General features: G+C 69.4%; 18 protein-coding genes, 1 rRNA gene and 1 other RNA gene. 13 read left to right on the forward strand and 7 right to left on the reverse strand.

Annotation, left to right across the window (positions count from 1 at the left end; all coding sequences use genetic code 11):
- Positions 1–118: 118 nt before the first annotated feature.
- The 3 genes from rpoZ to K6753_RS13450 all read right to left on the reverse strand — a co-directional run bounded on the left by rpoZ (position 119) and on the right by K6753_RS13450 (position 2,055).
- Positions 119–415 (reverse strand): DNA-directed RNA polymerase subunit omega, encoded by a 297-nt coding sequence (gene rpoZ, locus K6753_RS13440; protein WP_223676976.1) that lies wholly within the window; start codon positions 413–415, stop codon positions 119–121.
- Positions 416–577: 162 nt separating this feature from the next.
- On the reverse strand, positions 578–1,192 hold the full coding sequence (gene gmk / locus K6753_RS13445) for a guanylate kinase (protein WP_223676977.1): 615 nt from the start codon (positions 1,190–1,192) through the stop codon (positions 578–580).
- Between the two features lie 2 nt (positions 1,193–1,194).
- Positions 1,195–2,055, reverse strand: coding sequence for a YicC/YloC family endoribonuclease (locus tag K6753_RS13450; protein ID WP_223677000.1), 861 nt, complete (start codon positions 2,053–2,055; stop codon positions 1,195–1,197).
- Positions 2,056–2,170: 115 nt separating this feature from the next.
- On the opposite strand from K6753_RS13450, the gene rph reads away from it, so the two are divergent.
- The 5 genes from rph to K6753_RS13475 all read left to right on the forward strand — a co-directional run bounded on the left by rph (position 2,171) and on the right by K6753_RS13475 (position 7,864).
- A complete protein-coding gene (gene rph, locus K6753_RS13455) occupies positions 2,171–2,920 on the forward strand; it encodes a ribonuclease PH (protein ID WP_223676978.1) in 750 nt (249 codons plus the stop codon).
- A gap of 189 nt (positions 2,921–3,109) precedes the next feature.
- Positions 3,110–3,703 carry an RdgB/HAM1 family non-canonical purine NTP pyrophosphatase gene (gene rdgB / locus K6753_RS13460; protein WP_223676979.1) on the forward strand — a complete coding sequence of 198 codons (594 nt, stop codon included), beginning with the start codon at positions 3,110–3,112 and terminating at the stop codon, positions 3,701–3,703.
- 183 nt (positions 3,704–3,886) lie between these two features.
- Entirely contained in the window at positions 3,887–5,080 is a 1,194-nt protein-coding gene (gene hemW / locus K6753_RS13465; protein ID WP_223676980.1) for a radical SAM family heme chaperone HemW, read from the forward strand.
- Between the two features lie 133 nt (positions 5,081–5,213).
- Positions 5,214–7,517 carry a DUF1631 domain-containing protein gene (locus K6753_RS13470; protein WP_223676981.1) on the forward strand — a complete coding sequence of 768 codons (2,304 nt, stop codon included), beginning with the start codon at positions 5,214–5,216 and terminating at the stop codon, positions 7,515–7,517.
- Positions 7,514–7,864, forward strand: a complete 351-nt coding sequence (locus tag K6753_RS13475; RefSeq protein ID WP_223676982.1) for a PilZ domain-containing protein — start codon at positions 7,514–7,516, stop codon at positions 7,862–7,864. The genes K6753_RS13470 and K6753_RS13475 overlap by 4 nt, the downstream gene beginning before the upstream one ends.
- A 61-nt stretch (positions 7,865–7,925) precedes the next feature.
- Here K6753_RS13475 and K6753_RS13480 read toward each other — a convergent pair whose 3' ends face one another.
- Positions 7,926–10,619 (reverse strand): bifunctional diguanylate cyclase/phosphodiesterase, encoded by a 2,694-nt coding sequence (locus K6753_RS13480; protein ID WP_223676983.1) that lies wholly within the window; start codon positions 10,617–10,619, stop codon positions 7,926–7,928.
- Positions 10,620–10,633: 14 nt separating this feature from the next.
- Here K6753_RS13480 and pepQ point away from each other — a divergent pair, with 14 nt between their 5' ends.
- On the forward strand, positions 10,634–11,962 hold the full coding sequence (pepQ, locus tag K6753_RS13485; RefSeq protein ID WP_425492132.1) for a Xaa-Pro dipeptidase: 1,329 nt from the start codon (positions 10,634–10,636) through the stop codon (positions 11,960–11,962).
- A gap of 64 nt (positions 11,963–12,026) precedes the next feature.
- Here pepQ and K6753_RS13490 read toward each other — a convergent pair whose 3' ends face one another.
- Positions 12,027–13,355, reverse strand: a complete 1,329-nt coding sequence (locus tag K6753_RS13490) for an aminopeptidase P N-terminal domain-containing protein (protein WP_223676985.1) — start codon at positions 13,353–13,355, stop codon at positions 12,027–12,029.
- A gap of 10 nt (positions 13,356–13,365) precedes the next feature.
- On the reverse strand, positions 13,366–13,926 hold the full coding sequence (locus K6753_RS13495) for a UPF0149 family protein (protein ID WP_223676986.1): 561 nt from the start codon (positions 13,924–13,926) through the stop codon (positions 13,366–13,368).
- 138 nt (positions 13,927–14,064) lie between these two features.
- On the opposite strand from K6753_RS13495, the gene K6753_RS13500 reads away from it, so the two are divergent.
- The 7 genes from K6753_RS13500 to rpiA all read left to right on the forward strand — a co-directional run bounded on the left by K6753_RS13500 (position 14,065) and on the right by rpiA (position 21,405).
- Complete coding sequence (locus K6753_RS13500) at positions 14,065–18,657, forward strand: EAL domain-containing protein (RefSeq protein WP_223676987.1); 4,593 nt, start codon at positions 14,065–14,067, stop codon at positions 18,655–18,657.
- Between the two features lie 52 nt (positions 18,658–18,709).
- Positions 18,710–18,940, forward strand: a complete 231-nt coding sequence (locus K6753_RS13505) for a TIGR02449 family protein (RefSeq protein WP_223676988.1) — start codon at positions 18,710–18,712, stop codon at positions 18,938–18,940.
- The gene (locus K6753_RS13510) at positions 18,937–19,239 is read left to right on the forward strand and encodes a cell division protein ZapA (RefSeq protein WP_223676989.1); all 303 of its coding nucleotides are present in this window, start codon (positions 18,937–18,939) and stop codon (positions 19,237–19,239) included. Before K6753_RS13505 ends, K6753_RS13510 begins: the two co-directional genes overlap by 4 nt.
- A 91-nt stretch (positions 19,240–19,330) precedes the next feature.
- A non-coding RNA gene (gene ssrS / locus K6753_RS13515) (6S RNA) lies at positions 19,331–19,517 on the forward strand.
- Positions 19,518–19,639: 122 nt separating this feature from the next.
- On the forward strand, positions 19,640–20,254 hold the full coding sequence (locus tag K6753_RS13520) for a 5-formyltetrahydrofolate cyclo-ligase (RefSeq protein WP_223676990.1): 615 nt from the start codon (positions 19,640–19,642) through the stop codon (positions 20,252–20,254).
- A complete protein-coding gene (locus tag K6753_RS13525) occupies positions 20,251–20,724 on the forward strand; it encodes an EVE domain-containing protein (RefSeq protein WP_223676991.1) in 474 nt (157 codons plus the stop codon). Before K6753_RS13520 ends, K6753_RS13525 begins: the two co-directional genes overlap by 4 nt.
- 18 nt (positions 20,725–20,742) lie before the next feature.
- A complete protein-coding gene (gene rpiA, locus K6753_RS13530) occupies positions 20,743–21,405 on the forward strand; it encodes a ribose-5-phosphate isomerase RpiA (protein ID WP_223676992.1) in 663 nt (220 codons plus the stop codon).
- 275 nt (positions 21,406–21,680) lie between these two features.
- Here rpiA and rrf read toward each other — a convergent pair.
- Positions 21,681–21,778, reverse strand: a 5S ribosomal RNA gene (gene rrf, locus K6753_RS13535); the annotation flags it as partial.

The raw sequence follows: 21,778 nt of genomic DNA on the forward strand, positions 1-21,778 counted from the left end.
GCAATGCGTTGAGGGGGAAGGGAAAAACGCGGCCGGGAAGTCGCGCTTCCCAACCACCCGCGGACCCAACAAAAAGCCCCGCCGGAGCGGGGCTTTTCAGGCCGGGACGGCGACTCGATCAGTCGTCGCCCTTGGCCAGGTCTTCGTCGGCGACCACTTCCGCGGCGGCCCATTCCAGCGCCTCGCGCTCCTTGCGCTCGCGCTCGGCCTTCTCGACGGCGTCGATGTAATCGGTGTCGATGCGGCGCGCGGCGATCTCGCGCAGCGCCAGCACGGTGGGCTTGTCGTTGGAGTCGTTCTCCATCTGCGACTCGACGCCGTTGGCCAGCTGGCGCGCGCGCTTGGCGGCCATCATGACGAGTTCGAAGCGGTTATCGACCACTTCCAGGCAGTCTTCTACGGTGATGCGGGCCATGGGGCTCCTGGCGGCCGGTCGGCCGTCGTGGGGTACACAAAGGGGACGGGAGTGTAGCCGGCCGCGCGCCCACGGGCAAGCGCGGGCTTTTGAATCAAACAGTTACGGGGCGACCTGACGTTCCGAGACGCGTGTGGCAGGGGGCTCGAGCAGCGCCGGACCTCAATCCGTCAACAGCGCCGTGATCAGCCGCCCGTGCCGGGCCACCTGTGCCTCGCGCCGCAGCCGGCTGGCGGTGAAGATCGCGCACATCTCGTCCACCGCCACCGCGAAGGTCTCGTTGACGATGACGTAGTCGAACTCGCCGTAGTGGCCCATTTCCTCGCGGGCCGCGGCCAGCCGCTGGGCGATGACTTCCTCGCTGTCCTGCCCGCGGGCGCGCATGCGCTGCTCCAGCGCCTGGCGCGAGGGCGGCAGGATGAACACGCTGACCGCGCCCGGCACCTTGGACCGGACCTGGCGGGCGCCCTGCCAGTCGATCTCCAGCAGCACGTCCTTTCCGGCTGCCAGTTGCGGCTCCACCGACTGGCGCGCGGTGCCCTTCCAGTCGCCGTGCACCAGCGCGTGCTCGAAGAAGTCGCCCTCGGCCACCATCGCCTCGAACTCGTCCTTGCCGACGAAGTGGTAGTGCTCGGCATGGCGCTCGCCCGGGCGCGGCTGGCGCGAGGTGAAAGAGATCGACAGGCAGATGTTGGGGTCGCGGGCCAGCACCGCGTTGACGATGCTGGACTTCCCGGCGCCCGACGGCGCCGCCACGATGAAGAGCGTGCCGCGCATGGTCATTCGATGTTCTGCACCTGTTCGCGGACCTGGTCGATCAGGACCTTGAGTTCGACCGCGGCCGACGAGCTGCGCGCGTCCACCGACTTGCTGCCCAGGGTATTGGCCTCGCGGTTGAACTCCTGCAGCAGGAAGTCCAGCCGGCGGCCGACCGCTTCGCGCAGCTTGAGCACGCGCCGGGCCTCGCCGACGTGGGCATCGAGCCGGTCGAGTTCCTCGTCCACGTCGAGCTTCTGCAGCCACATGACCAGCTCCTGCTCCAGCCGGCCCTGCTCGAGCGGCGTGCCGCCCGGGGTGGCGAGGTCGGACAGGCGCGTGGCGAGCTTCTGGCGCTGGCCGTCGCGGATCGCCGGCATCAGCGTGCGCACCTCGCGCGCGATGCGCTCGATGCCGTCGACGCGCTCGTTGATCGCGGCCGCCAGCTTGGCGCCCTCGCGCTCGCGCGCAGCGACGAACTCGTCGAGCACCTCGTCCAGCAGCGCCAGCGCCTCGGCCTGCAACGCGGCCGGGTCGGCGGCCGGCGCCTGCAGCACGCCGGGGAACTGCAGCAGCTCGGTCAACTCGGTATGCAACCCGGGGAAGCGTGCCGCCAGGTCGATGGCCAGGTCGCTGAGCTCGCGCAGCCGGGTCGGGTCGACCTGGAGGCCTGCGGCGCCTTCCGGCGCGCGCAGCCGGAACACCAGGTCGAGCTTGCCGCGCGACAGGCGCGAGGCGATGCGCTCGCGCAGCACCGGCTCCAGTGCGCGCAGGTCGTCGTGCAGGCGCACCCCGATTTCAAGGAAACGGTGGTTGACCGAACGCAGCTCGCAGGCGAGCGTGCCCCACTCGGTGGCGCGCTCGCCGTTGGCGTAGGCGGTCATGGAACGGATGGGCATTGCGACTCCGGTGCGTGCGCCGTGGTCCGACGGCAGCGCCGCGGGCCGGGGGCCGAGGGGGCGAATGGTAAACTCGCGCGCCCCGTCGACGGTAATCCGCATGTCCGCAGCCTTTTCCCGACCCAGCGGCCGTGCCGCCGACCAGCTGCGCGACGTGCGCATCGAGCGCGGCTACACCGCCCACGCGGAGGGCTCGGTGCTGGTGTGCTTCGGCCAGACGCGGGTGCTGTGCACCGCCAGCGTCGAGAACCGCGTGCCGGCCTTCCTGCGCGGCAAGGGCGAAGGCTGGATCACCGCCGAGTACGGCATGCTGCCGCGCGCCACCCACACCCGCAGCGACCGCGAGGCCAGCCGCGGCAAGCAGGGCGGGCGCACGCTGGAGATCCAGCGCCTGATCGGCCGCAGCCTGCGCGCCTGCGTGGACCGCAAGGCACTGGGCGAACGCACCATCACCCTGGACTGCGACGTGCTGCAGGCCGACGGTGGCACGCGCACCGCCGCCATCACCGGCGCCTACGTCGCGCTGGTGGATGCGGTGCAGTGGCTGCTCGACCGCGGCGAGATCAAGCCGCGCGCCGGGCGCACCCCGGTCATCGGCGCGGTGGCGGCGGTGTCGGTGGGCATCTACAAGGGCGTGCCGGTGCTGGACCTGGACTACGCCGAGGACAGCGACTGCGACACCGACATGAATGTCGTCATGAACGACGGCGGCGGCTTCATCGAGCTGCAGGGCACGGCCGAAGGCCATGCCTTCCGTCGCGACGAGCTGGAGGCTCTCACGTCACTGGCGGAGGCCGGGATCGCGCAGCTGGTGGCGCACCAGCGCGCGGCGTTGCGGTTGCCGGTGTAAGGCCAGTGGGATCTGCGCGGCCCTAAAGGCCGTCCCTTGTAGGAGCGGCTTCAGCCGCGAACGCATCCGGGAGGTGACGCGGGTAACGCCTGCCCCCGTTTGCGACCAGGTCCGGTCGCGACTCACGTCGCTACTACAGGTGGTAAGCACTCGATCGCGGCTGAAGCCGCTCCTACAGGAATGTGCCACGTGACCCGAATCGTCGTCGCCAGCGGCAATGCCGGAAAACTGGCCGAATTCAACCGCCTGCTGTCCGACGCGGGGCTGGAATTCGTCTCCCAGCGAGAACTCGGCGTCGACGACATCGAGGAAACCGGCCTGACGTTCGTCGAGAACGCGCTGCTCAAGGCGCGCCACGCCGCGCGCGTTACCGGGCTGCCGTCGCTGGCCGACGACTCGGGCCTGTGCGTGGATGCGCTGGACGGCGCGCCGGGGCTGTATTCGGCACGCTATGCCGGCACGCACGGCGACGCGGCCGCCAACATCGCCAAGCTGCTGCGCGCGCTGGACGGCGTCGAGGACGCGCGCCGCGGCGCGTATTTCCATTGCACGCTGGCGCTGCTGCGCCACCCGGACGACCCCCGCCCGCTGATCGCCGAGGGGGAATGGCGCGGCCGGATCCTGCATGCGCCGCGCGGCGAGGGTGGCTTCGGCTACGACCCGGTGTTCCTTGACACCGGCACCGGCCTGACCGCGGCCGAGCTGGACCCGACCACCAAGAACCGCATCAGCCATCGCGGGCTTGCGCTGGCCCAGTTGCAGCACGCCGTCTCAGCCCTGTAGGAACGGCGGTTTCCGCGATCCGGGCGCGGCTTCCTGTAGGAGCGACGTAAGTCGCGACCTCGTGACTTCGGCTACATCGATCGCGACTTACGTCGCTCCTACAGGTTTGAGACCCCGTGTCTCGCGGCTCGCGGCTTAAGCCGCTCCTACAGTTCCGCGCCGCAGGGGAGGACAATGGGCGGCATGACCCTCGCACCGCCCCCGCTGTCGCTCTACGTCCACCTGCCCTGGTGCGTGCGCAAGTGCCCGTACTGCGACTTCAACTCGCATGAGGGACGCGGGGCGCTGCCGTTCGAACCCTACGTGGACGCATTGCTGGCCGACCTGGACTTCGATTTGCCGCTGGTCTGGGGCCGCACGGTCCACAGCGTGTTCTTCGGCGGCGGCACGCCGAGCCTGTTCCCGGCGGCGGCGATCGACCGGCTCCTGCAGGGTGCCAGCAGCCGGCTGCGGTTCGCGCCGGGCTGCGAGATCACGCTGGAGACCAACCCGGGCACCGCCGAGCACGGCCGTTTTGAGCACTACCGCGCTGCCGGCGTGAACCGGCTGAGCTTCGGCATCCAGAGCTTCGACGACGGGTGCCTGCAGAGACTGGGGCGCATCCACGACAGCGCCGAGGCCGACGCCGCGGTGAAACTGGCCCAGGACGCGGGCTTCGACAACATCAACCTCGACCTGATGTACGCGCTGCCCGGCCAGGACCTGGCGATGGCCGAGCACGATCTGGAGCGCGCGTTCGCGCTGAAGCCGGCGCATGTGTCGCACTACCAGCTCACGCTGGAGCCCAACACCGTGTTCGCCGCGCGCCCGCCGCAGGGCCTGCCGGACGAGGACGCCGGCTGGGACATGCAGGAGCGCTGTCAGGCGCTGCTGCGGGACGCCGGCTATGTGCAGTACGAAGTCAGCGCCTACGCCCGCCCGGGCCGGCAGTGCGCGCACAACCTCAACTACTGGCGTTATGGCGACTACCTGGGCATCGGTGCCGGCGCGCACGGCAAGCTGACGCTGGGGCACGAGCAGAGCATCCTGCGGCGCTGGAAACTGAAGCACCCCACGCGCTACCTGGCCGCTGCGGGCCGCGAGGAAGCGATCGGCGGCGATGATCGGATCGAGCCGGCACGCCGGCCGTTCGAATACATGCTCAATGTATTGCGGTTGGTGGAGGGATTCGCGCTCGCCGACTTCGAGGCCCGCACCGGACTGGCACGCAGCACCATAGAAACACCGCTGCGGCGCGCGTACGCAAGCGGATGGCTGGAACGCGAAGGCGACCGCGTGCGCCCGACCGAGTTGGGACGGCGCTTCACAAACGACGTCATGTCGCTCTTCCTCGACCCGTCCGACACGCTCCTGCCGCGCGGGATTCCGGCGCACTGAATGCCGCCCGTGGCCGCACCTGGCGTGCGGCTGCGTTTGTTTCGTTGGCCGCGCTCATCCGGCCGTCTGCCGCAGTCGGGGCTGGCGGGCGGGCAACTGGCGTGTTTATATCGACCGCTCCCGGTGATCAGGCATGCCCGCCAAGCTGGACCTTATCGGCACTGCATCCATGCGATCCACGCTCGAATCGGCCGCCCTGCCCCGCCGCGTCCATGGCGCGCTTGAACACCTCTACGCACTGCTGTCGGACGAGCTGGAACGCCAGCTCGAACGGATGCTGTCGGACTTCGAGCAGCAGCTGTTCCGGCTGGCCGAGCAGGCGCGCAACGCCGGCGAGCAGAGCCGGCACTTCGAGACCCTGCGCCGCATCCGCCAGAACCGGGCCGACCTCGTTCCGCGCTACCTGGCCGCTCTGGAGCACGAGCTCACTCGCATCCGCGAACCGGCCAGCCCTGCCGCCGAGCAGCACGAGTTCACCCCCAATTTCGACACGCTGCGGCTGGTCGATGATTCGGAGATCAGCCAGGAGGCGATGATCCGCACCGTCGCCTCCCGCCACGAGGCGCGTGCCGGCCTGCCGCTGATGCTGCTGGGGCAACGCTTCGGCGTGCTGGCGGGCGCGCCCGCCTTCGATGCCGAGCAGCTGCCGGTGGGTCCGCATGCGCTGGGCCGCCTGCTGGCCGAGGCCTCGCAGGCCCTCAACATCGACCAGGAAGCGCGGCAACTGCTGTTCAAGAGTTTCGACACGCAGGTGATGGCGGGTTACGCGCAGCTGGTCGAAACGATGAACGCGCTGCTGGCGCGCGACAACATCCTCCCCAGCCTGTCGTACGTACCGCTGCGCGTGCGTCCCAGCCCGCAGGCCAGCGCCCGCAACGAGCACGGGCGCAAGGCGGCGTCTCCTGAAGACACCGCGGCACCCGACGAGCAGGGCGAAGGAAAGGCACGCGCGCCACGAGGCGAGGCCCGCCCGCATACTGCGTGGTTCGGCGAGGCGGAACCCAACAAGGGCGCCGACGACGAGAACATCGCGTTCTCGCTGCTGCAGGATCTGCTTGGCAGCCGTCGCGACCTGCTGGGCAAGCTGCGCGCCGAGCCGCAGGGCGAGGCACGTGCGCCGCTGCCCACCCAGGACGTGGTCGCCGCGCTGGAGTCGCAGCAGATTGCCGCGCCCGCCCGCAAGCCGGGCGGCCAGCGCACCACGCTGGGCGACATCAAGCAGACGCTGCTCGCGCAGAGCCGCCAACAGCACGGCCATGCCACCGCACTGTCGCGCGAGGACAACGACACCTTCGAGCTGCTGGGCATGCTGTACGCGGAGATCGGCCGCGAGCTTCGGGCCGGCGCCGCCAGCAACGACATGCTGGAGAAGCTGCAGGTGCCGCTGGTACGGGTGGCGCTGCAGGACCGCGCGTTCTTCGTGCGCAGCCAGCATCCGGCGCGCCAGTTGCTCAACTCGGTCGCCGAGGCCGGCGCCAACTGGCTGGCCGAGGACGAGGCCGACCCGCAGCTGGAAGCCCACCTGGGCCTGGCCGTGGACCACGTGGTGGAGAACTACCACGGCGACCCGACCGTCTTCCAGGCGGCCAACGAGACCTTGCAGGGCCACCTGCAGACCATGGCGCGCAAGGCCGAGGTTACCGAGCGCCGGCATGTCGAGGCCGCGCGGGGCAAGGAAAAGCTGGCCGTCGCCAAGCGCCGGGCCTCCGAGATCATCGATGCGGCGATGCGCGAGCAGCGCCTGCCGCGCTTCGTGCGCACGCTTCTGGCGCAGGCGTGGAGCGACGTCCTGACCCTGACCCTGCTGCGGCATGGTGAGGAGTCGGACGAGTGGCGCAGCCACCAAGAGGCCACCACCCAGATCGTGGCCGCCGCCGCCGGCACTGCGCCGGCGCCCGCCGGGCTGGAACAGCGCATCGAGCACGCGCTCGCGCTGGTGGGGTACCACGCAGACGAGGCCAGTGCGATCGCGCGCCGGCTCACCGTCGGCCGCGACGACCAGGAAGAGGACCCCGCCTCTCGCACCGAGCTGGCGATGAAGCTCAAGGCGCGCACCCGCCTGGGCGAGGATGCCGATACCGCGAAGCCGAAGCTCCCGCCGCGCACCAAGGACGAGCAGGCGCGCTATGAGTACCTGCGCACGCTGCCGTTCGGTACGTGGCTGGAAATCGTCAAGAACCAGCAGGGCGATGTGCTCCGCCGCCGCCTTGCTTGGTTCAGCCCGATTACCGGGACGGCGTTGCTGGTCAACCAACGCGGCCAGCGCGTCGGCGAGGAGTCGCTCGACCACCTGGCGCGGTTGATGGCCAAGCAGCAGGTGCGCGTGGTGACCGCCGAGCGGGGCCGCCTGGTCGACCGTGCCTGGCAGTCTGCCCTCAGCGCACTGCGCAGCTTTGCCGGCATCGGCGAACGCACTCCGAAAGAAGCCACCCAATGAACGACGAATTCCGCCGCGTCCGCCGTCGCAAGGTGCCCGATACCGTGCAGGTCGTGGACACCATGACCGAGCGTGTGGTCGGCCGCCTCAGCAACCTGTCCGAAAGCGGCATGCTGCTGATGGCCAGCGTGCCGCTGGTGGACGACGCGCTGTACCAGTTCCGATTCAACCTCAGCCGCGGCAACGAGGCCGGCGCGACCATCGAGGTCGGCGCCCACCTGCTGTGGCAGGACGCAGCCAGCGCCCCGGGCCAGACCTGGAGCGGCTTCCGCTTCATCACGCTGCTGGAAAGCCAGATGCAGCACCTGCGCGACTGGCTGGACATGCCGGGCGGGAGCTACGAGTAACGCGGCGGCCGCGGTCCCGGCGCCACGGGCACTTACGTACCCGCCGCCGCACCCGCGGCCCTCACTCCCCGGCCAGCGCGCGGTGGAATACCACCGGCTCGGGCTTGTGCAGGACATACCCCTGCGCGTAGTCCACGCCCAGGTCATACAGTGCCTGCGCGATGTCCTCGCTGGACACCCATTCGGCGATGACCTTGAGCCCGCGGCGGTGGCCGATGTCGGTGACCGCGCCGACGATGGCGTGGCTCATCGGGTCCACCAGCAGGTCGCGGATGAAGCTGCCATCGATCTTGATGATGTCGACCGGCAGGTTCTTGAGGTAACCGAACGACGACATGCCGGCACCGAAATCGTCCAGCGCGATGAGGCAGCCCACGTCGCGCAGGCGCTCGATGAAGCGGGTGACCTGCGAGAGGTTGCGCACCGCCACCGTTTCGGTGACCTCGAAACACACGCGGCTCGGCTCGATCCGGTAGCGCTCCAGCAGGTCCAGCACCAGCGTGGCCAGCGCGTCGTCCTCGATGCTGGCGCCCGACAGGTTGATGGTCGCCAGTTGCAGGTCGGCACCGCTGGGGTGCAGGCGGTCGAAGTTGGCCAGCGCCGTTTCCACCACCCAGCGGTCGATCATCGGCATCAGGCCATAGCGCTCGGCGGCGGGCATGAAGGCACCCGGGGGCACGATGCGGCCGTGCTCGTCCCGGAAGCGCAGCAGCAGCTCGATGTGCGGCTTGCCGTCGGACTTGGCCGCCAGCGGCCAGACCTCCTGGTATTTGAGCAGCAACCGCCCCTCGTCCACCGCCCAGCGCAGGCGGTTGGCCCACTCCATCTCGGTCTGGCGCCGCGTGGTGTCGTCGTCCTGCGCCGAGTAGAAGTGCACCCGGTTGCGGCCGCCTTCCTTGGCCATGTAGCAGGCCGTGTCGGCCTGGGCCAGCAGGTCCTTCAGGTTGGCGTTGGGGTGGTCGATCATCACCGCGCCGATGCTGGCGCTGATGGTGTAGGTACGCTGCTCCCACACGAACACGTATCCGTCGATGCGCTCGCGCAGGCGCTCGGCCACGTGCCTGGCACCTGCGATGTCATGCACGTTGGTAGCGAGCACGCCGAATTCGTCGCCGCCCAGCCGTGCCAGCACGTCTCCGCCGCGCAACTGCTCGCGCATCGTGATCGCCAGCTGGATCAGCAACTGGTCGCCGGCGATATGGCCGGAGGTGTCGTTGATCAGCTTGAACTGGTCCAGGTCGATGTACAGCAGCGCCGCCGGCGGCCCACCCGCCGCCGCAGCGGCCAGCGCGCGTTCGACCCGGCGCTCGAACTCGCGGCGGTTGAACAGTTCGGTCAGCGCGTCGTGGGACGCCTGGTAACTCAGCAGCTCGGTCAGCTGGCGCTGCTCGGAGATGTCGTTGGCCACCATCAGCAGCTTGGATGCTCCGGCCACGTCCACTTTCGAGATGGAAAGCGACGCCCAGAACCGGTCGCCGTTGGCGCTGCGCAGTACCGCTTCCAGGTTGGAGCAGTTCGCGTGGTCGCAATCCAGGATGCGGGCCTGCAGCTCGGTGGCCTCGAACAGCGAGGGCAGGTCGAGCTCGGTGACCTCCTCGCCCAGCCGGGTACGCGACGCCTGGTTGGCGTAGGTGATGCGCCCCGTGTCCTGCCGCGCCAGCAGCACCAGCGCCGGCAGCAGCTCATTGAGCGCGCGGAAACGCTCCTCGCTCTCGCGGTAGCGGCGACTCATGCGGTTGCCCAGCTCCACCGCGCGCCGACGTGTATTGACGACCGACCACACCAGCAATGCCAGCAGCGCGCTGGCCAGCAGCCCGGGCAACAGCGTCGACCGCTGCCAGGCCGCGGCGGGGATGGCATGGTCGAGCGGATGCATTGAAAGCCGCCAGACGCGCCCGCCGTACTCCAACGTTTTCTCGTGACGCTGGCTGTCGGCCACATACTCATGGCCGCCATCGGCGTGGGAGTTGAACAACAGGCGCGTCGCGCCACCCGTGACGTCCGCGATCCTGATATGCAGTTGCGAGGTGCCGTCCTCGGGCAGCGCGGTTTCGATCAGCCGCTGCACCTGGAACGAAATCGCCAGCGAACCGCGCATGCGCGCGCGCCGCTCGGCCACGGTGGCGGGGGGGTGGCCGCGCGAATAGATCGGCAGGCGGATCGTCACGCCGTCGACCGGCCCGTCGGCGCCCTGGACCTGCGCCAGCCGGAAAGGGGCCGAAAGCGCCGGCTGGTCGGTGTCGCGCGATAGCAGCACCGCTGCGAGGTTGACCGGCTGGGTGTTCACGTCCAGCCCGAACAGCGCCTCGTTGCCTTCGCGCGGCAACACGAACGGTGCGTCGTAGATGAAGTGGTCGCCGTCGGCGCGCACCTCGCGCCGTCCGATCACCAACGCCTGCATGCCCGGCACCTGGGTGCGTGGGTCCATGTTGGCGTACATCGCCTGGAACTCGTCGGCGGTGACCTCGCTGGAGGTCAGGAACAGGGTCTGCACCGACCGCGCGAGCATCTCGCAGGCCTGCAGCCGGTCGAGGATCGCCGCGTGGGTGCGGTCGGCCAGGTGCTGGAACGCCAGGCGCCGTTCGGCGTCCTCCTGGTCTTTCTGGATCGAAACCGTCCATAGCGTGAGGGCCACGCCCAGCACCAGGGCCAGCAGGCTCCACACCCAGGCGGGCACCCCCAGTGGCGCGATGCGTACGGCTTCCGCTTCCTGCGGCGCGGATTGGAATCCGTCAGAATCCTTCGACGTATTCAAGAACAGGCGCCCCCATGACCGCCCAGGATTTACCGATGGTATACCGGCAACACCTGCAGGAGATTCAACGGCGCGCGACCGCCGCACTTGAGCGCGGAGGCTTCGACCACCTCGTCGTCCCGGCCGGGAGCGCCCACTACCAGGTGTTCGACGACCGCGACTACCCGTACGCGGTCAACCCCCAGTTCAAGGCCTGGCTGCCGCTGACACGCATCCCCGGGAGCTGGGTCGTCTTCACGCCCGGCGAGCGTCCGCGGCTGATCTACCTGCAGCCCTTCGACTACTGGCACGCCGTGCCCGAGGCGCCGCGCGGCTACTGGGTCGACGAGTTCGAGATCACCATCATCCGCACCGCGGACGACGCGCTGCAGCACCTTCCGGCCAGTCCGGCCCGCTGCGCGATCCTCGGCGAGCCGCAATCGGCGCTGGGCGACTACGTCCCCAACAACCCCGAACCGGTCCTGGCGTACGTGGACTACCACCGCGCGCGCAAGACGCCCTACGAGATCGAGATGATGCGGCTGGCGTCCGCCCATGGCGTGCGTGCGCACCGCGCCGCCGAGCGCGCCTTCCGCGCCGGTGCCAGCGAGTTCGGCATCCACCTGGCCTACTGCCAGGCCGCCCGCCAGGACGCCAACGACCTGCCCTACGGCAATATCGTCGGGCTGAACGAACACGGCGCGGTGTTGCACTACACCGAACGTGACCGGTTGCCGCCGCGCGAGTCGCGCAGCTTCCTGATCGACGCCGGCGCCAGCCATGCCGGGTATGCCTGCGACATCACCCGCAGTTACGCGGCCGACACGTCTGGCGCGTTCCAGCAGCTGATCGACGCGGTCGACGTGGCCGAGCAGCGCCTGTGCGACCAGGTGCGGCCGGGCGTGGACTACCGGCAGATCCATCTGGACGCGCACCTGGAAATCGCCCGCATCCTTCGCGAGACCGGCATCGTCGACATGGCGCCCGAGTCGATGGTGGAAACCGGCGTCAGCGCGAAGTTCTTCCCGCACGGCATCGGCCACTACATCGGCCTGCAGGTGCACGATGTCGGCGGCTTCGCGCAGTCCGACAGCGGCGGCACGATCGACAAGCCCGACGGCCATCCGTTCCTGCGCCTGACGCGCACCCTCGAGCCCGGTGCGGTGGTCACGATCGAGCCGGGCCTGTACTTCGCCGACCTGCTGATGCAGGAGCTGCGCGACGGCGCGCACGCCGGCAGCGTCGACTGGGACAAGGTCGAGGCCTTCCGCCCGTTCGGCGGCGTGCGCATCGAGGACGATGTCGTGTGCACCGAGGACGCGCCGATCAACCTCACGCGCGAGGCGTTCGCCGCGTTGGAGTGACCGGTCCGGCCACATCCACGTAAAAGAGAAAGGCGCGGGTGGTCCGCGCCTTTTTCATGCGCGGCTAGGCCGCGCGCCGGCTGTCGGCCATGAAGGCTTCGATCTCGTCGCTGCTGCGTGCCAGTGCATCGGTCAGCACGCGGTGGCCGTCGTCGGTGACCAGCACATCGTCCTCGGTGCGGATGCCGATGCCGCGCCACTTGGCGGCCACGCTGGTGTCGTCGGGCGCGATGTACAGGCCGGGTTCGATGGTGAACACCATGCCCGGTTCCAGCAGGCGCGACTCGCCGTCGATGCGGTATTCGCCGACGTCGTGCACGTCCAGCCCGATCCAGTGGCCGGTCTTGTGCCGGTAGAAGCGCTTGTAGCGCTCCTCGGCGATGTTCTTCTCGAGCGACCCCTTGAGCAGCCCGAGTTTGAGCAGGCCTTCGGTGAGCGTTTCCACCGCGGCGTCGTGGCCGGCCTGGTACGGCACGCCGGGACGGGCCTGCGCCAGTGCCGCGGCCTGGGCTTGGCCGACGAGGTCGTGAAGCGCCCGCTGCGCCGGGGTGAACCGGCCGTTGGCCGGGAACGTGCGGGTGATGTCGGCGGCGTAGCCTCGGTATTCCGCGCCGGCGTCGACCAGCACCAGGTCGCCTTCGTTGATGCGGCCGGCGTTGGCGACGTAGTGCAGCACGCAGCCGTTGGCGCCGGCGCCGACGATGCTGCCGTAGGCCGGCACCGCGTCATGCATGCGGAAGGTGTATTCCAGTTGCGCCTGCAACTGGTACTCGTGCATGCCCGGGCGCACCGCGCGCATCGCCGCGGCATGCGCTTCCACCGTGATGTCGGCGGCGCGCTGCATCAGCTTGAGTTCGTCGCGGTCCTTGAACAGCCGCATCTCGTCGAGCAGGTGGCCGAGCTCGAGGAATTCGTGGGGCGGCTGCGCGCCCATGCGCATCATCGCGCGCACGCGGTTGACCCAGCCGATCAGCTGCAGGTCGAACTCGGCGTCGCGCCCGAAGTGGTAATACACGCGCGAACGGCCTTCCAGCAGCCCGGGCAGGATGTCGTCGAGGTCGCCGATCGGGTAGGCATCGTCCATGCCGAAGGCCTCGACCGCGCCTTCCGGGCCGAAGCGCGGGCCGTCCCAGCCTTCGCGGTCGGGGTCGCGTTCGCGGCAGAACAGCAGCACCTCGCCGTGGGCGCGACCCGGCACCAGCACCAGGACCGCCTCGGGCTCGGGAAACCCGGTGAGGTACGAAAAGTCCGAGTCCTGCCGATAAGGGTGGTGGGTGTCGCGGCTGCGGACGGTCTCCTTGGCCGCGGGCAGCACCAGGATGGCGTCGTCGCCGGCCATCCGCATCAACTGCTTCCGGCGGCGCACATAGGTTTTCGGGGGAATGCGGGGCATGGCGCGCACGTCAGTTCAGCCGTTGCCGGTGGCGCGCGGCCAGCACGCAGTCGCCATGCAGCAGCAGCGCGGCAACGCGCACGAACTCCTCGATCTCGGCCAGCGCGTCCTCGTCCTCGTCGTCGCCCTCTTCCTGCGGCTGCGCGGCCGCCAGCTTGGCGATGTCGCCCAGCGCCTCGTTGGCTTCCTCCGACAGCTTCGGGTCGCCGCCGGCCGCCAGGCCGAATGCTCCCAGGAATCCGCGGCACCAGTCGAACAACGCTCCGCTGCGCTCGGCCAGGGTGGCGTCGGCCGGCGGCAGCAGCAGCTCGAAGGCGAAGTCGCGGTCGGCCAGCTGCGCGGCGCTCGCCAGGCGCAGGTCGTCCAGCGCATCGCCGCTGGCGGTCAGGGGTGCGGCCGGGTCGGCCAGTACGTCGCGCAGCCACTCCGCGCGCGATGCGCCGCCGCCGGCGAGCCAACCGCACAGGCTGCCGTGCAGCTCGGCGGCGCTGACCCCGAGGGCCAGGCGGCGGACCGCGTCGTCGACGGCGGCGATGGGCGGGAGGTCGGGCGCGGGGGTGGCGTTCGACACGGCGACTCCATGGATGAAAGGCCCTCCCAGTCTAGCAATGCGCCGTCCCGGCACGCGCCCTGCGGGGTACCCGGGTCGGCCCGCGCGGGGACGCCCAAAGGCCCTACACTGCTGGCAGCCACGCCAGCCGACGGACTCGTGCGAGCGCACCGCCCTTCCGCCATCGCCGTCCACACCCCGCGCGCCACGGGCGCCGGCCGGGCCGTGGTGCTCTTTGTCACCCTCTGGCTGGCAGCGATGCTGGCGTCGTCGCCCGCATGGGCGGCCACGCGCGACTTCTACTTCCAGCGGCTGGGCAGCGAGCACGGCCTGGCCCAGAACACCGTGACCGCACTGGCGCAGGACGGCGACGGGTTCGCCTGGGTCGGCACCCAGGGCGGGCTGCACCGGTTCGACGGCACGCGCTACGTGCTGTTCCGCCACGACCCGCGCGACCCGGCAAGCCTGCCCGACAGCTACATCACCGCATTGTCTGTCCAGGGCGATGCGCTTTGGGTCGGCTCCTACAGCGAGTACGTGTCGCGGCTCGACCTCGCCACCGGCCAGATCCGGCGCTACGCCGGCGACGCGCGTGCCGCCGGGCGCCACGTCCGGGCGCTGCTCGCGCACGGGGACGCAGTCTGGGTCGGCACTTCGCAGGGACTGGAGCGTCTCGACCCGGCGACCGGCGCACGCACTCGGGTGCTGTCGCTGGAGAACACCGGCGCCGATGCGGCGGGACGCCAGATGTTGCTGGCCGACCCGCGCCGGGGGCTCTGGTACGCCACGCCGGCCGGGCTGTACCGGATCGGCGAGGACGGGTCGGCGCGCCGCGTCGGCCCGGACGCCCCGGCCCTGTCGCTGGCGTGGGACCGTCGCGGTCGCCTGTGGGTGGGTGGCAGCGACGGCCTCTACCGCCTGCATTCCGATGGCCGCCACCTGGTGCCCGTGTGGCTGCAGCCCGCCGACCTGCCCGGCGGCGCCGTGCGCGCCATCGTGCAGGCACCCGATGGCCGGTTGTGGTTCGCCGTGGGCTTCCACGGGCTGCGCCGGCTCGACCCCGACGGCGGACGCGTCGAGGCGATCGTCGAAGGCCCGGCGATTACCGCTTCGCTGCCGGAAAACGGCATCGAAACGCTGATGATCGACCGCGGCGGCATCCTCTGGGCCGGCGGGCAGCTGCGTGGCGTGTCGGTAACCGACCCCCTGGGCGCCCGCTTCCGCTACGTGCTGGACGACAGCAGCGGCCGGCTGGACGCAATCATCGCCGACAACAGCATCCGCGCATTGCAGGAAGGCGCGGACGGCACATTGTGGGTGGGCACGGACAACGGGCGCCTGCTGCGCTACGGCCTGGACGGCGACACGTTCGAGGACTGGACCGAACGCATGGGCGGGCGGACACGGCTCATGGCGATCGTCCCGGCCGGCCATGGCCGGATGTGGCTGGCCTCGTCGAAGGGCCTGATGCGCCTGGACCCCGAGGCGGGGACAATCGAGCCAGCGTCCCTGCGCGGCTTTGAAGGTACCCCGATCCGCGCGATCACCACCGACCGCAACGGCGACATGTGGCTGGGCACGTTGCGCTCGGGCCTGCTGCAAGTCCGGCGCCAGGGCGGCGGCGTGGTCGCCCACCGGTTTGGCGGGCGGGACGCCGGGCCGGCCGATCCCATCATTCACGCAATGCTGCACGACCGCCGCGGGCGACTCTGGGTCGCCACCTCCAATGGCCTGGCGATGCGTGACCCGGCGACCGGCCGGATCCGCCTGTTCCAGCGCGATGCCAATGCCCCCGACTCCCTTCCCGGCAACCTCGTGCGGGCCTTGCACGAGGATCCCGACGGCGCGATCTGGGTCGGTACGCATACCGGCTTGGGGCGCGTGGTGGAGGGCGCCAACGGCCGCATCGCCTTCCAGCACCCGCTCGCCGACGCGATGGGCGACGTGCCTACGCCAGTAGTGTTTTCGATCCTCGGGGACGGCGCCGGCGCGCTGTGGCTGGGCACCAATGCCGGCCTGGTCCGCTACCGGCCCGCGACCGGCCAGGCGCAGCAGTACGGCCTGGCCGACGGCCTGCAGGACCTGGAGTTCAACGGCGGTGCGGCGACGCGGCTGTCGGATGGGACGCTGGTCTTCGGTGGCGTGCGCGGCATCAACCTGTTCGACCCGGCGCACATGCGCACCGCTTCGTTCACGCCGCCGCTCAAGCTGCTGTCGGCGCAATTGGGTGCTCAGCCGGCGGGCAATGCCGGGGCACTGTGGCAGCAGGAGGCGCTGTCGCTGCCCAGCGGCACCGAGCTGCTGCGCCTGCGCATCGGCGCGCTGGACTTCGCGCCCGGCGCCCGCATCCGCTACCGCTACCGGATGGAAGGCTTCGACTCGGACTGGGTCGACAACGGCGACGACGGCAACATCACCTACACCCGCCTGCCGCCGGGCGACTACACCTTCCGCGCCCAGTCCACCAACCGCGATGGCGCCTGGACCGACCACGAGCTGTCGCTGCCACTGACGGTCGCGCCGCCGCCGTGGCGCCACCCGCTGGCGATCACCGCCGCCGTGCTGGCACTGCTGGCCGCGTTCTCGACTGCCGGCTGGCGCTGGCATCGCCGCCGGCGGCTGGAACAGGGCTGGTTCCGCCAGATCCGCGAGCGTGAGGAGCGCCTCAAGCTGGCGCTGTGGGCGTCAGGCGAGCAATTCTGGGACTACGACCTCAAGCGCCGCGAACTCCACGGCATGCGCGCACAGGACGAAGAGCAGGGCGGCACCCCGGAGCTGACCGTGCGTACCCGCGTCGCTGCCGACCACGAAATCCACCCGGAAGACCTGCCGCAGGTCACCGAGCGCCTGCGCGAACACCTGCGCGGCCACGCCGCGCTGTTCCTGTCCGAGCACCGCGTGCGCAACCCCGCCGGCAGTTGGGACTGGATTCGCGCGCGTGGCCGCGTGGTCGAACGCGATGACCACGGCCATGCGCTGCGCGTGGCCGGCACCGCACGGGACATCACCGCCAGCCGCAGCGCCGAGCGCGATCGCCGCGTGTCCAGCGAAGTGCTGCGCAGCATGGCCGAGGCCGTGGCGGTGTTCGACAGCGATTTCACGTTCGTGTCGGTGAACCCGGCGTTCGAGCGCATGACCGGTTACACCGCGGTCGACGTGATCGGCAAACCCACCAGCCTGATCGACAGCCGCCAGCACGACCCGGACTTCTACCACCAGATGCGCGCGCAAATGCACCGCAACGGCCGCTGGTCGGGTGAGATCTGGCAGCAGCGCAAGGACGGCAGCGAGTTCCTGTGCTGGCTGCAGTGCAGCGCGGTGCAGGAGACGACCGGTACCGCGCGCGTGCAGTACGTCGCCGTGCTCACCGACATCACCGACCAGAAGCGCGCCGAGCAGGAACTGCGTTACCTGGCCAACTACGACACCCTCACCAGCCTGCCCAACCGCACGCTGCTGTCGGAGCGGCTGTCGCGGGCCATCGTCCGCGCCCGGCGCAACAGCCAGAAGGTCGCGGTGCTGTTCCTGGACCTGGACCGCTTCAAGGACATCAACGACTCACTGGGCCATGCCGCAGGCGACCGCATCCTGCGAGCCGTGGCGCAGCGCCTGCAGGAAACCGTCGGCAACCGCCACACGGTGGCGCGGCTGGGCGGCGACGAGTTCACCGTGGTGCTTGAGAACCTCGACAACGCGCAGCAGGCCGAGGAGGTCGCGCGCAACATCATCATCGCGTTCGAGGCGCCGCTGGACGTGGACGAGCGCCACGACATCGCGATCTCCCCGTCCATCGGCATCAGCCTGTACCCGGACCACGCGCAGGTGCCGACCGACCTGCTCAAGCAGGCCGACACCGCCATGTACCAGGCCAAGGCCGGCGGCCGCCGCACCTACATGCAGTACACCGAGGCGATGGACATCGAGATTCGCCGCCGCGCGACGATCAGCGCCGCATTGCGCAAGGTGCTGGACCGCGGCGAGCTGCGCCTGGCGTTCCAGCCGCAGCTGTCCCTGGCCGACGGTCGCATCACCGGCGTGGAGGCACTGCTGCGCTGGACCAGCCCGGAGTACGGCGAGATCCCGCCGTCGCAGTTCATCCCGCTGGCCGAGGAGACCGGCCTGATCCTGGAGATCGGCGAGTGGGCGCTGCGCGAGGCGTGTTCGACGCTGGCACGTTGGCGGCCGCACGGGCTGGAGGACCTCGCCATCGCCGTCAACGTCTCGGCCTTGCAGTTGCTGCGCGGCGACCTGCCGCAGGTGGTGGCGCGGGTGCTCGCCGAGACGCGGCTGCCGCCGGCGTGCCTGGAGCTGGAGCTGACCGAAAGCGTGATCATGGCCAACGCCCAGCACAACGCCGACCTGCTGCAGCGCCTGCGCGGCATCGGCGTCGGGCTGGCCATCGACGACTTCGGCACCGGGTACTCGTCGCTGTCCTACCTGAAGCGGCTGCCGATCACGACGCTGAAGATCGACAAGGAGTTCATCGACGACCTCACCCACGACGCCGACGACGAGGCGATCACCAGCACGATCATCACCATGGCGCACTCGCTGGGCCTGAACGTGGTGGCCGAGGGCGTGGAAGGCGAGGCGCAGATGCAGTTCCTGCGCGAGCACGGCTGCGACGAGGTCCAGGGGTACTGGTTGTCGCGGCCGCTGGACGCCCAGGCGTGCCTCGCGTTCCTGCGCACGTGGCCGGGGGCCCAGGTCGCCACGGCGCGTGCCGTAACCGTGGCCGACCCGCTGTCCTGACCGGCGCCGTACGGTCCTTGACCGCCTCCCCGCCCCTGCCTATCGTGCCCGGATGCAGCCTGCCGATCCCACCGACCCCGTTGCCCAGTTGCAGGCGCTGACCCAGCGCATCGAAGCGCTGGCCGATCGCGTGCGTCGCCTCGGCGAGGAGAACCGCAGCCTGCGCCAGCAGCACGAGCAGTTGTCCGGCGAGCGCGCCGCACTGCTGGCCAAGAACGAACAGGCACGGGCGCGGGTCGAGGCGATGATCGCGCGGCTGAAGTCGCTGGAGCAGCACACGTGAGCAAGTCGACCCCGGTCAGCATCCGGTTGCTCGATCGCGAGTACACCGTCGGCTGCGAGCCTGACGAACGTGACAGCCTGCTGGCTGCGGCCAAGCTGCTCGATACGCGGATGCGCGAGATCCGTGGCAGCAACCGCATGGCGGCGCTGGACCGCGTGGCGGTGCTCGCCGCACTGAACTTCGCCCACGAATTGCAGCAGCTGCGCGACGAGAATTCCGGCCGCGACCGGGAGCTCTCGCGCACGCTGGGCGACCTGAATCGCCGCCTGGACGGTCTGTTCGACACACCTGCGCGCTGACTGTCTTCCGCGTCGGCGGCAATGAATCGAGGCCGACCGCCACCGACAGGCGGGCCACTTGCATCCGGCCCCTCGGGCTATACTCTCCGCACGTCCTCTGCTGTGGACGACGGCGTGCGCAAACATTCGCCTTGTCCCTTAATTGCGACCGCGGGGATGCAACGGAAGCCTGGAGTGCAAGTCCGCCTCGTAGCGGGAAGCCCGAAGGCCTCCTAGCGTTCCCACTTGAACCCCGGGTTCAAGGTCGTTTCGCGCGCATCGCCATCGGCGGAGGACTTTTCAATTGCGGGTCACGGTGACCGGGGTTGCCCGGCACCGCACCCATCACGACAGCGCAGATCCTGCGCTGTTGTCGTTTCTGGCAGACGTTCCGGCGGTGCACTCGCATGGTCCACGCACAATGAACCACGACGGCACGCCGATTGACCGACCGGCCCTGCGCGAGCGCCTCGTCGCAATGCGCCGTGCCCTCCCCGTTCCCGCCCGCATCGGAGCCGCCGAGGCCTTGGCGCACCGCCTACTCACAATGCCCCTCGCGCCGAAGGCCGGTTACGTCGCTGGCTACTGGGCCACCAATGGCGAGATCGCGCTGCACGCCTGGCAAGTGCAACTGCCGGCCGAGTGCCGCTACTGCCTGCCGGTGCTCCACGACGACGGACGACTGCGCTTTGCGCCTTGGCGTCCCGGCGAGTCGCTCGTCACCAACCGCTTCGGCATTCCGGAGCCGGATGTCGAGCCGGCAGCGCTGCTCGAACCCGAGGCGATGGCGTTGGTGGTTGCACCACTGGTGGCATTCGACCGAGCCGGTCATCGCCTTGGCATGGGAGGCGGCTGGTACGATCGCAGCTTCGCGTTCAGGCGCCTGCAGCCTGCACCGCCCTGGCTGGTAGGCGCCGCGTTCGACGAACAGCAAGTCGACGCGATCGCCGCCGAATCCTGGGACGTGCCGCTGGACGCGGTCTGTACACCGATGCACTTCCACGATTTTCGCAACTGCCACCCTTCAAGCCCATGACCCGAACCCGACGCCGCTACTGGCTTATGAAGTCGGAACCCGACGCCTTTTCAATCGACGACCTGCAGCGGGTCGGCACCGAGCCCTGGAATGGCGTGCGCAATTACCAGGCGCGCAACTTTATGCGCGATGGCATGCAGGTCGGCGATGGCGTGCTGTTCTACCACTCCAACACCGCCGTCCCAGGTATCGCCGGCACCGCGACGGTCGCCAGCGCGGCGTATCCGGACGACACGCAGTTCGATCGGAAATCCGATTATTTCGACCCCAAGGCGACACGCGAGGAGCCACGCTGGTTCCTGATCGACGTGGAGTTCGAGCGCAAGCTGTCGCGCACGATCCCGCTGGAAGAAATCAAGCAGCATGGCGAACGGCTCGGTGAGGAATTCGCGCTGATCAAGCGCGGAAGCCGCCTGTCCGTATTCCCGGTGTCGGCCGACCAGTACAAGTTCCTCCTGTCCCTCGAATAACCCTGTGGGGAAACACGCATGTCTGAAGCCAAGCGCCTGGCCGGCGAAAAGGCCATCGAGTTCGTCGAAGACGGAATGATCGTCGGCGTCGGTACGGGCTCCACCGTCGCCTACTTCATCGACGCATTGGCCGGCATCAAGGAAAGGATCCGCGGCGCGGTTTCCAGTTCCGAGCAGAGCACCGAGCGGTTGCGCAGGCACGGCATCGACGTCATGGACCTCAACGACACCGGCCCGCTGTCGCTCTATGTCGACGGTGCGGACGAGTGCGACCCGCACAAGCGCCTGATCAAGGGCGGCGGTGCGGCGCTGACCCGGGAGAAGATCATCGCGGAGGCCAGCGAGCGCTTCGTGTGCATCATTGACCCGGCCAAGCGCGTCGAAGTGCTGGGGTATTTCCCGCTACCGGTGGAGGTCATCCCGATGGCGCGCAGCCTGGTGGCCCGACACATCCTCGCGAAGACCGGCGGCCAGCCGGTCTGGCGCCAGGCGGCAGATGGCACCGGCGTGGTCACCGACAACGGCAACGCGATCATCGACATCCATGGCTTGTCGATTGTGGATCCCATCGCCATGGAGGCGGAGCTCAACCAGATCCCGGGCGTCGTCAGCGTGGGTCTTTTCGCCCGCCGTCCAGCCGATATTGTCATCGTGGGTGGAGAACCCCCTGTCGTTCTCTAGTCGAGTTTCGACGTCGGACACATAGACGGCGCCTCCAGGGCGCCGTTTTCTTTTTGGTATTGCGGATCCTGCGCTTGCTGGCTGTAGGAGCGGTTTCAGCCGCGATTCTCGGTAGGGATCAGGATTGGCAAGGGCCTGGGACACCATCGCCCTGCATCGGCGCGCCACGCCGCCCGAACCAACCATCAAAGCCCAGTGGCCGGTCTTACCTGTGGTTATGCATCGCCCAAAAGAACAAGGCCGGTTCCTTTTGGGAACCGGCCTTGGGTGTAAATGCCCAGCGATGACCTACTCTTGCATGGCTTAGGCCACACTACCATCGGCGCATGTGCGTTTCACTTCCGAGTTCGGGATGGGATCGGGTGGTGCCACA

This window comes from Novilysobacter selenitireducens (assembly GCF_020026895.1).
Classification (GTDB): Bacteria; Pseudomonadota; Gammaproteobacteria; order Xanthomonadales; family Xanthomonadaceae; genus Lysobacter_C; species Lysobacter_C selenitireducens.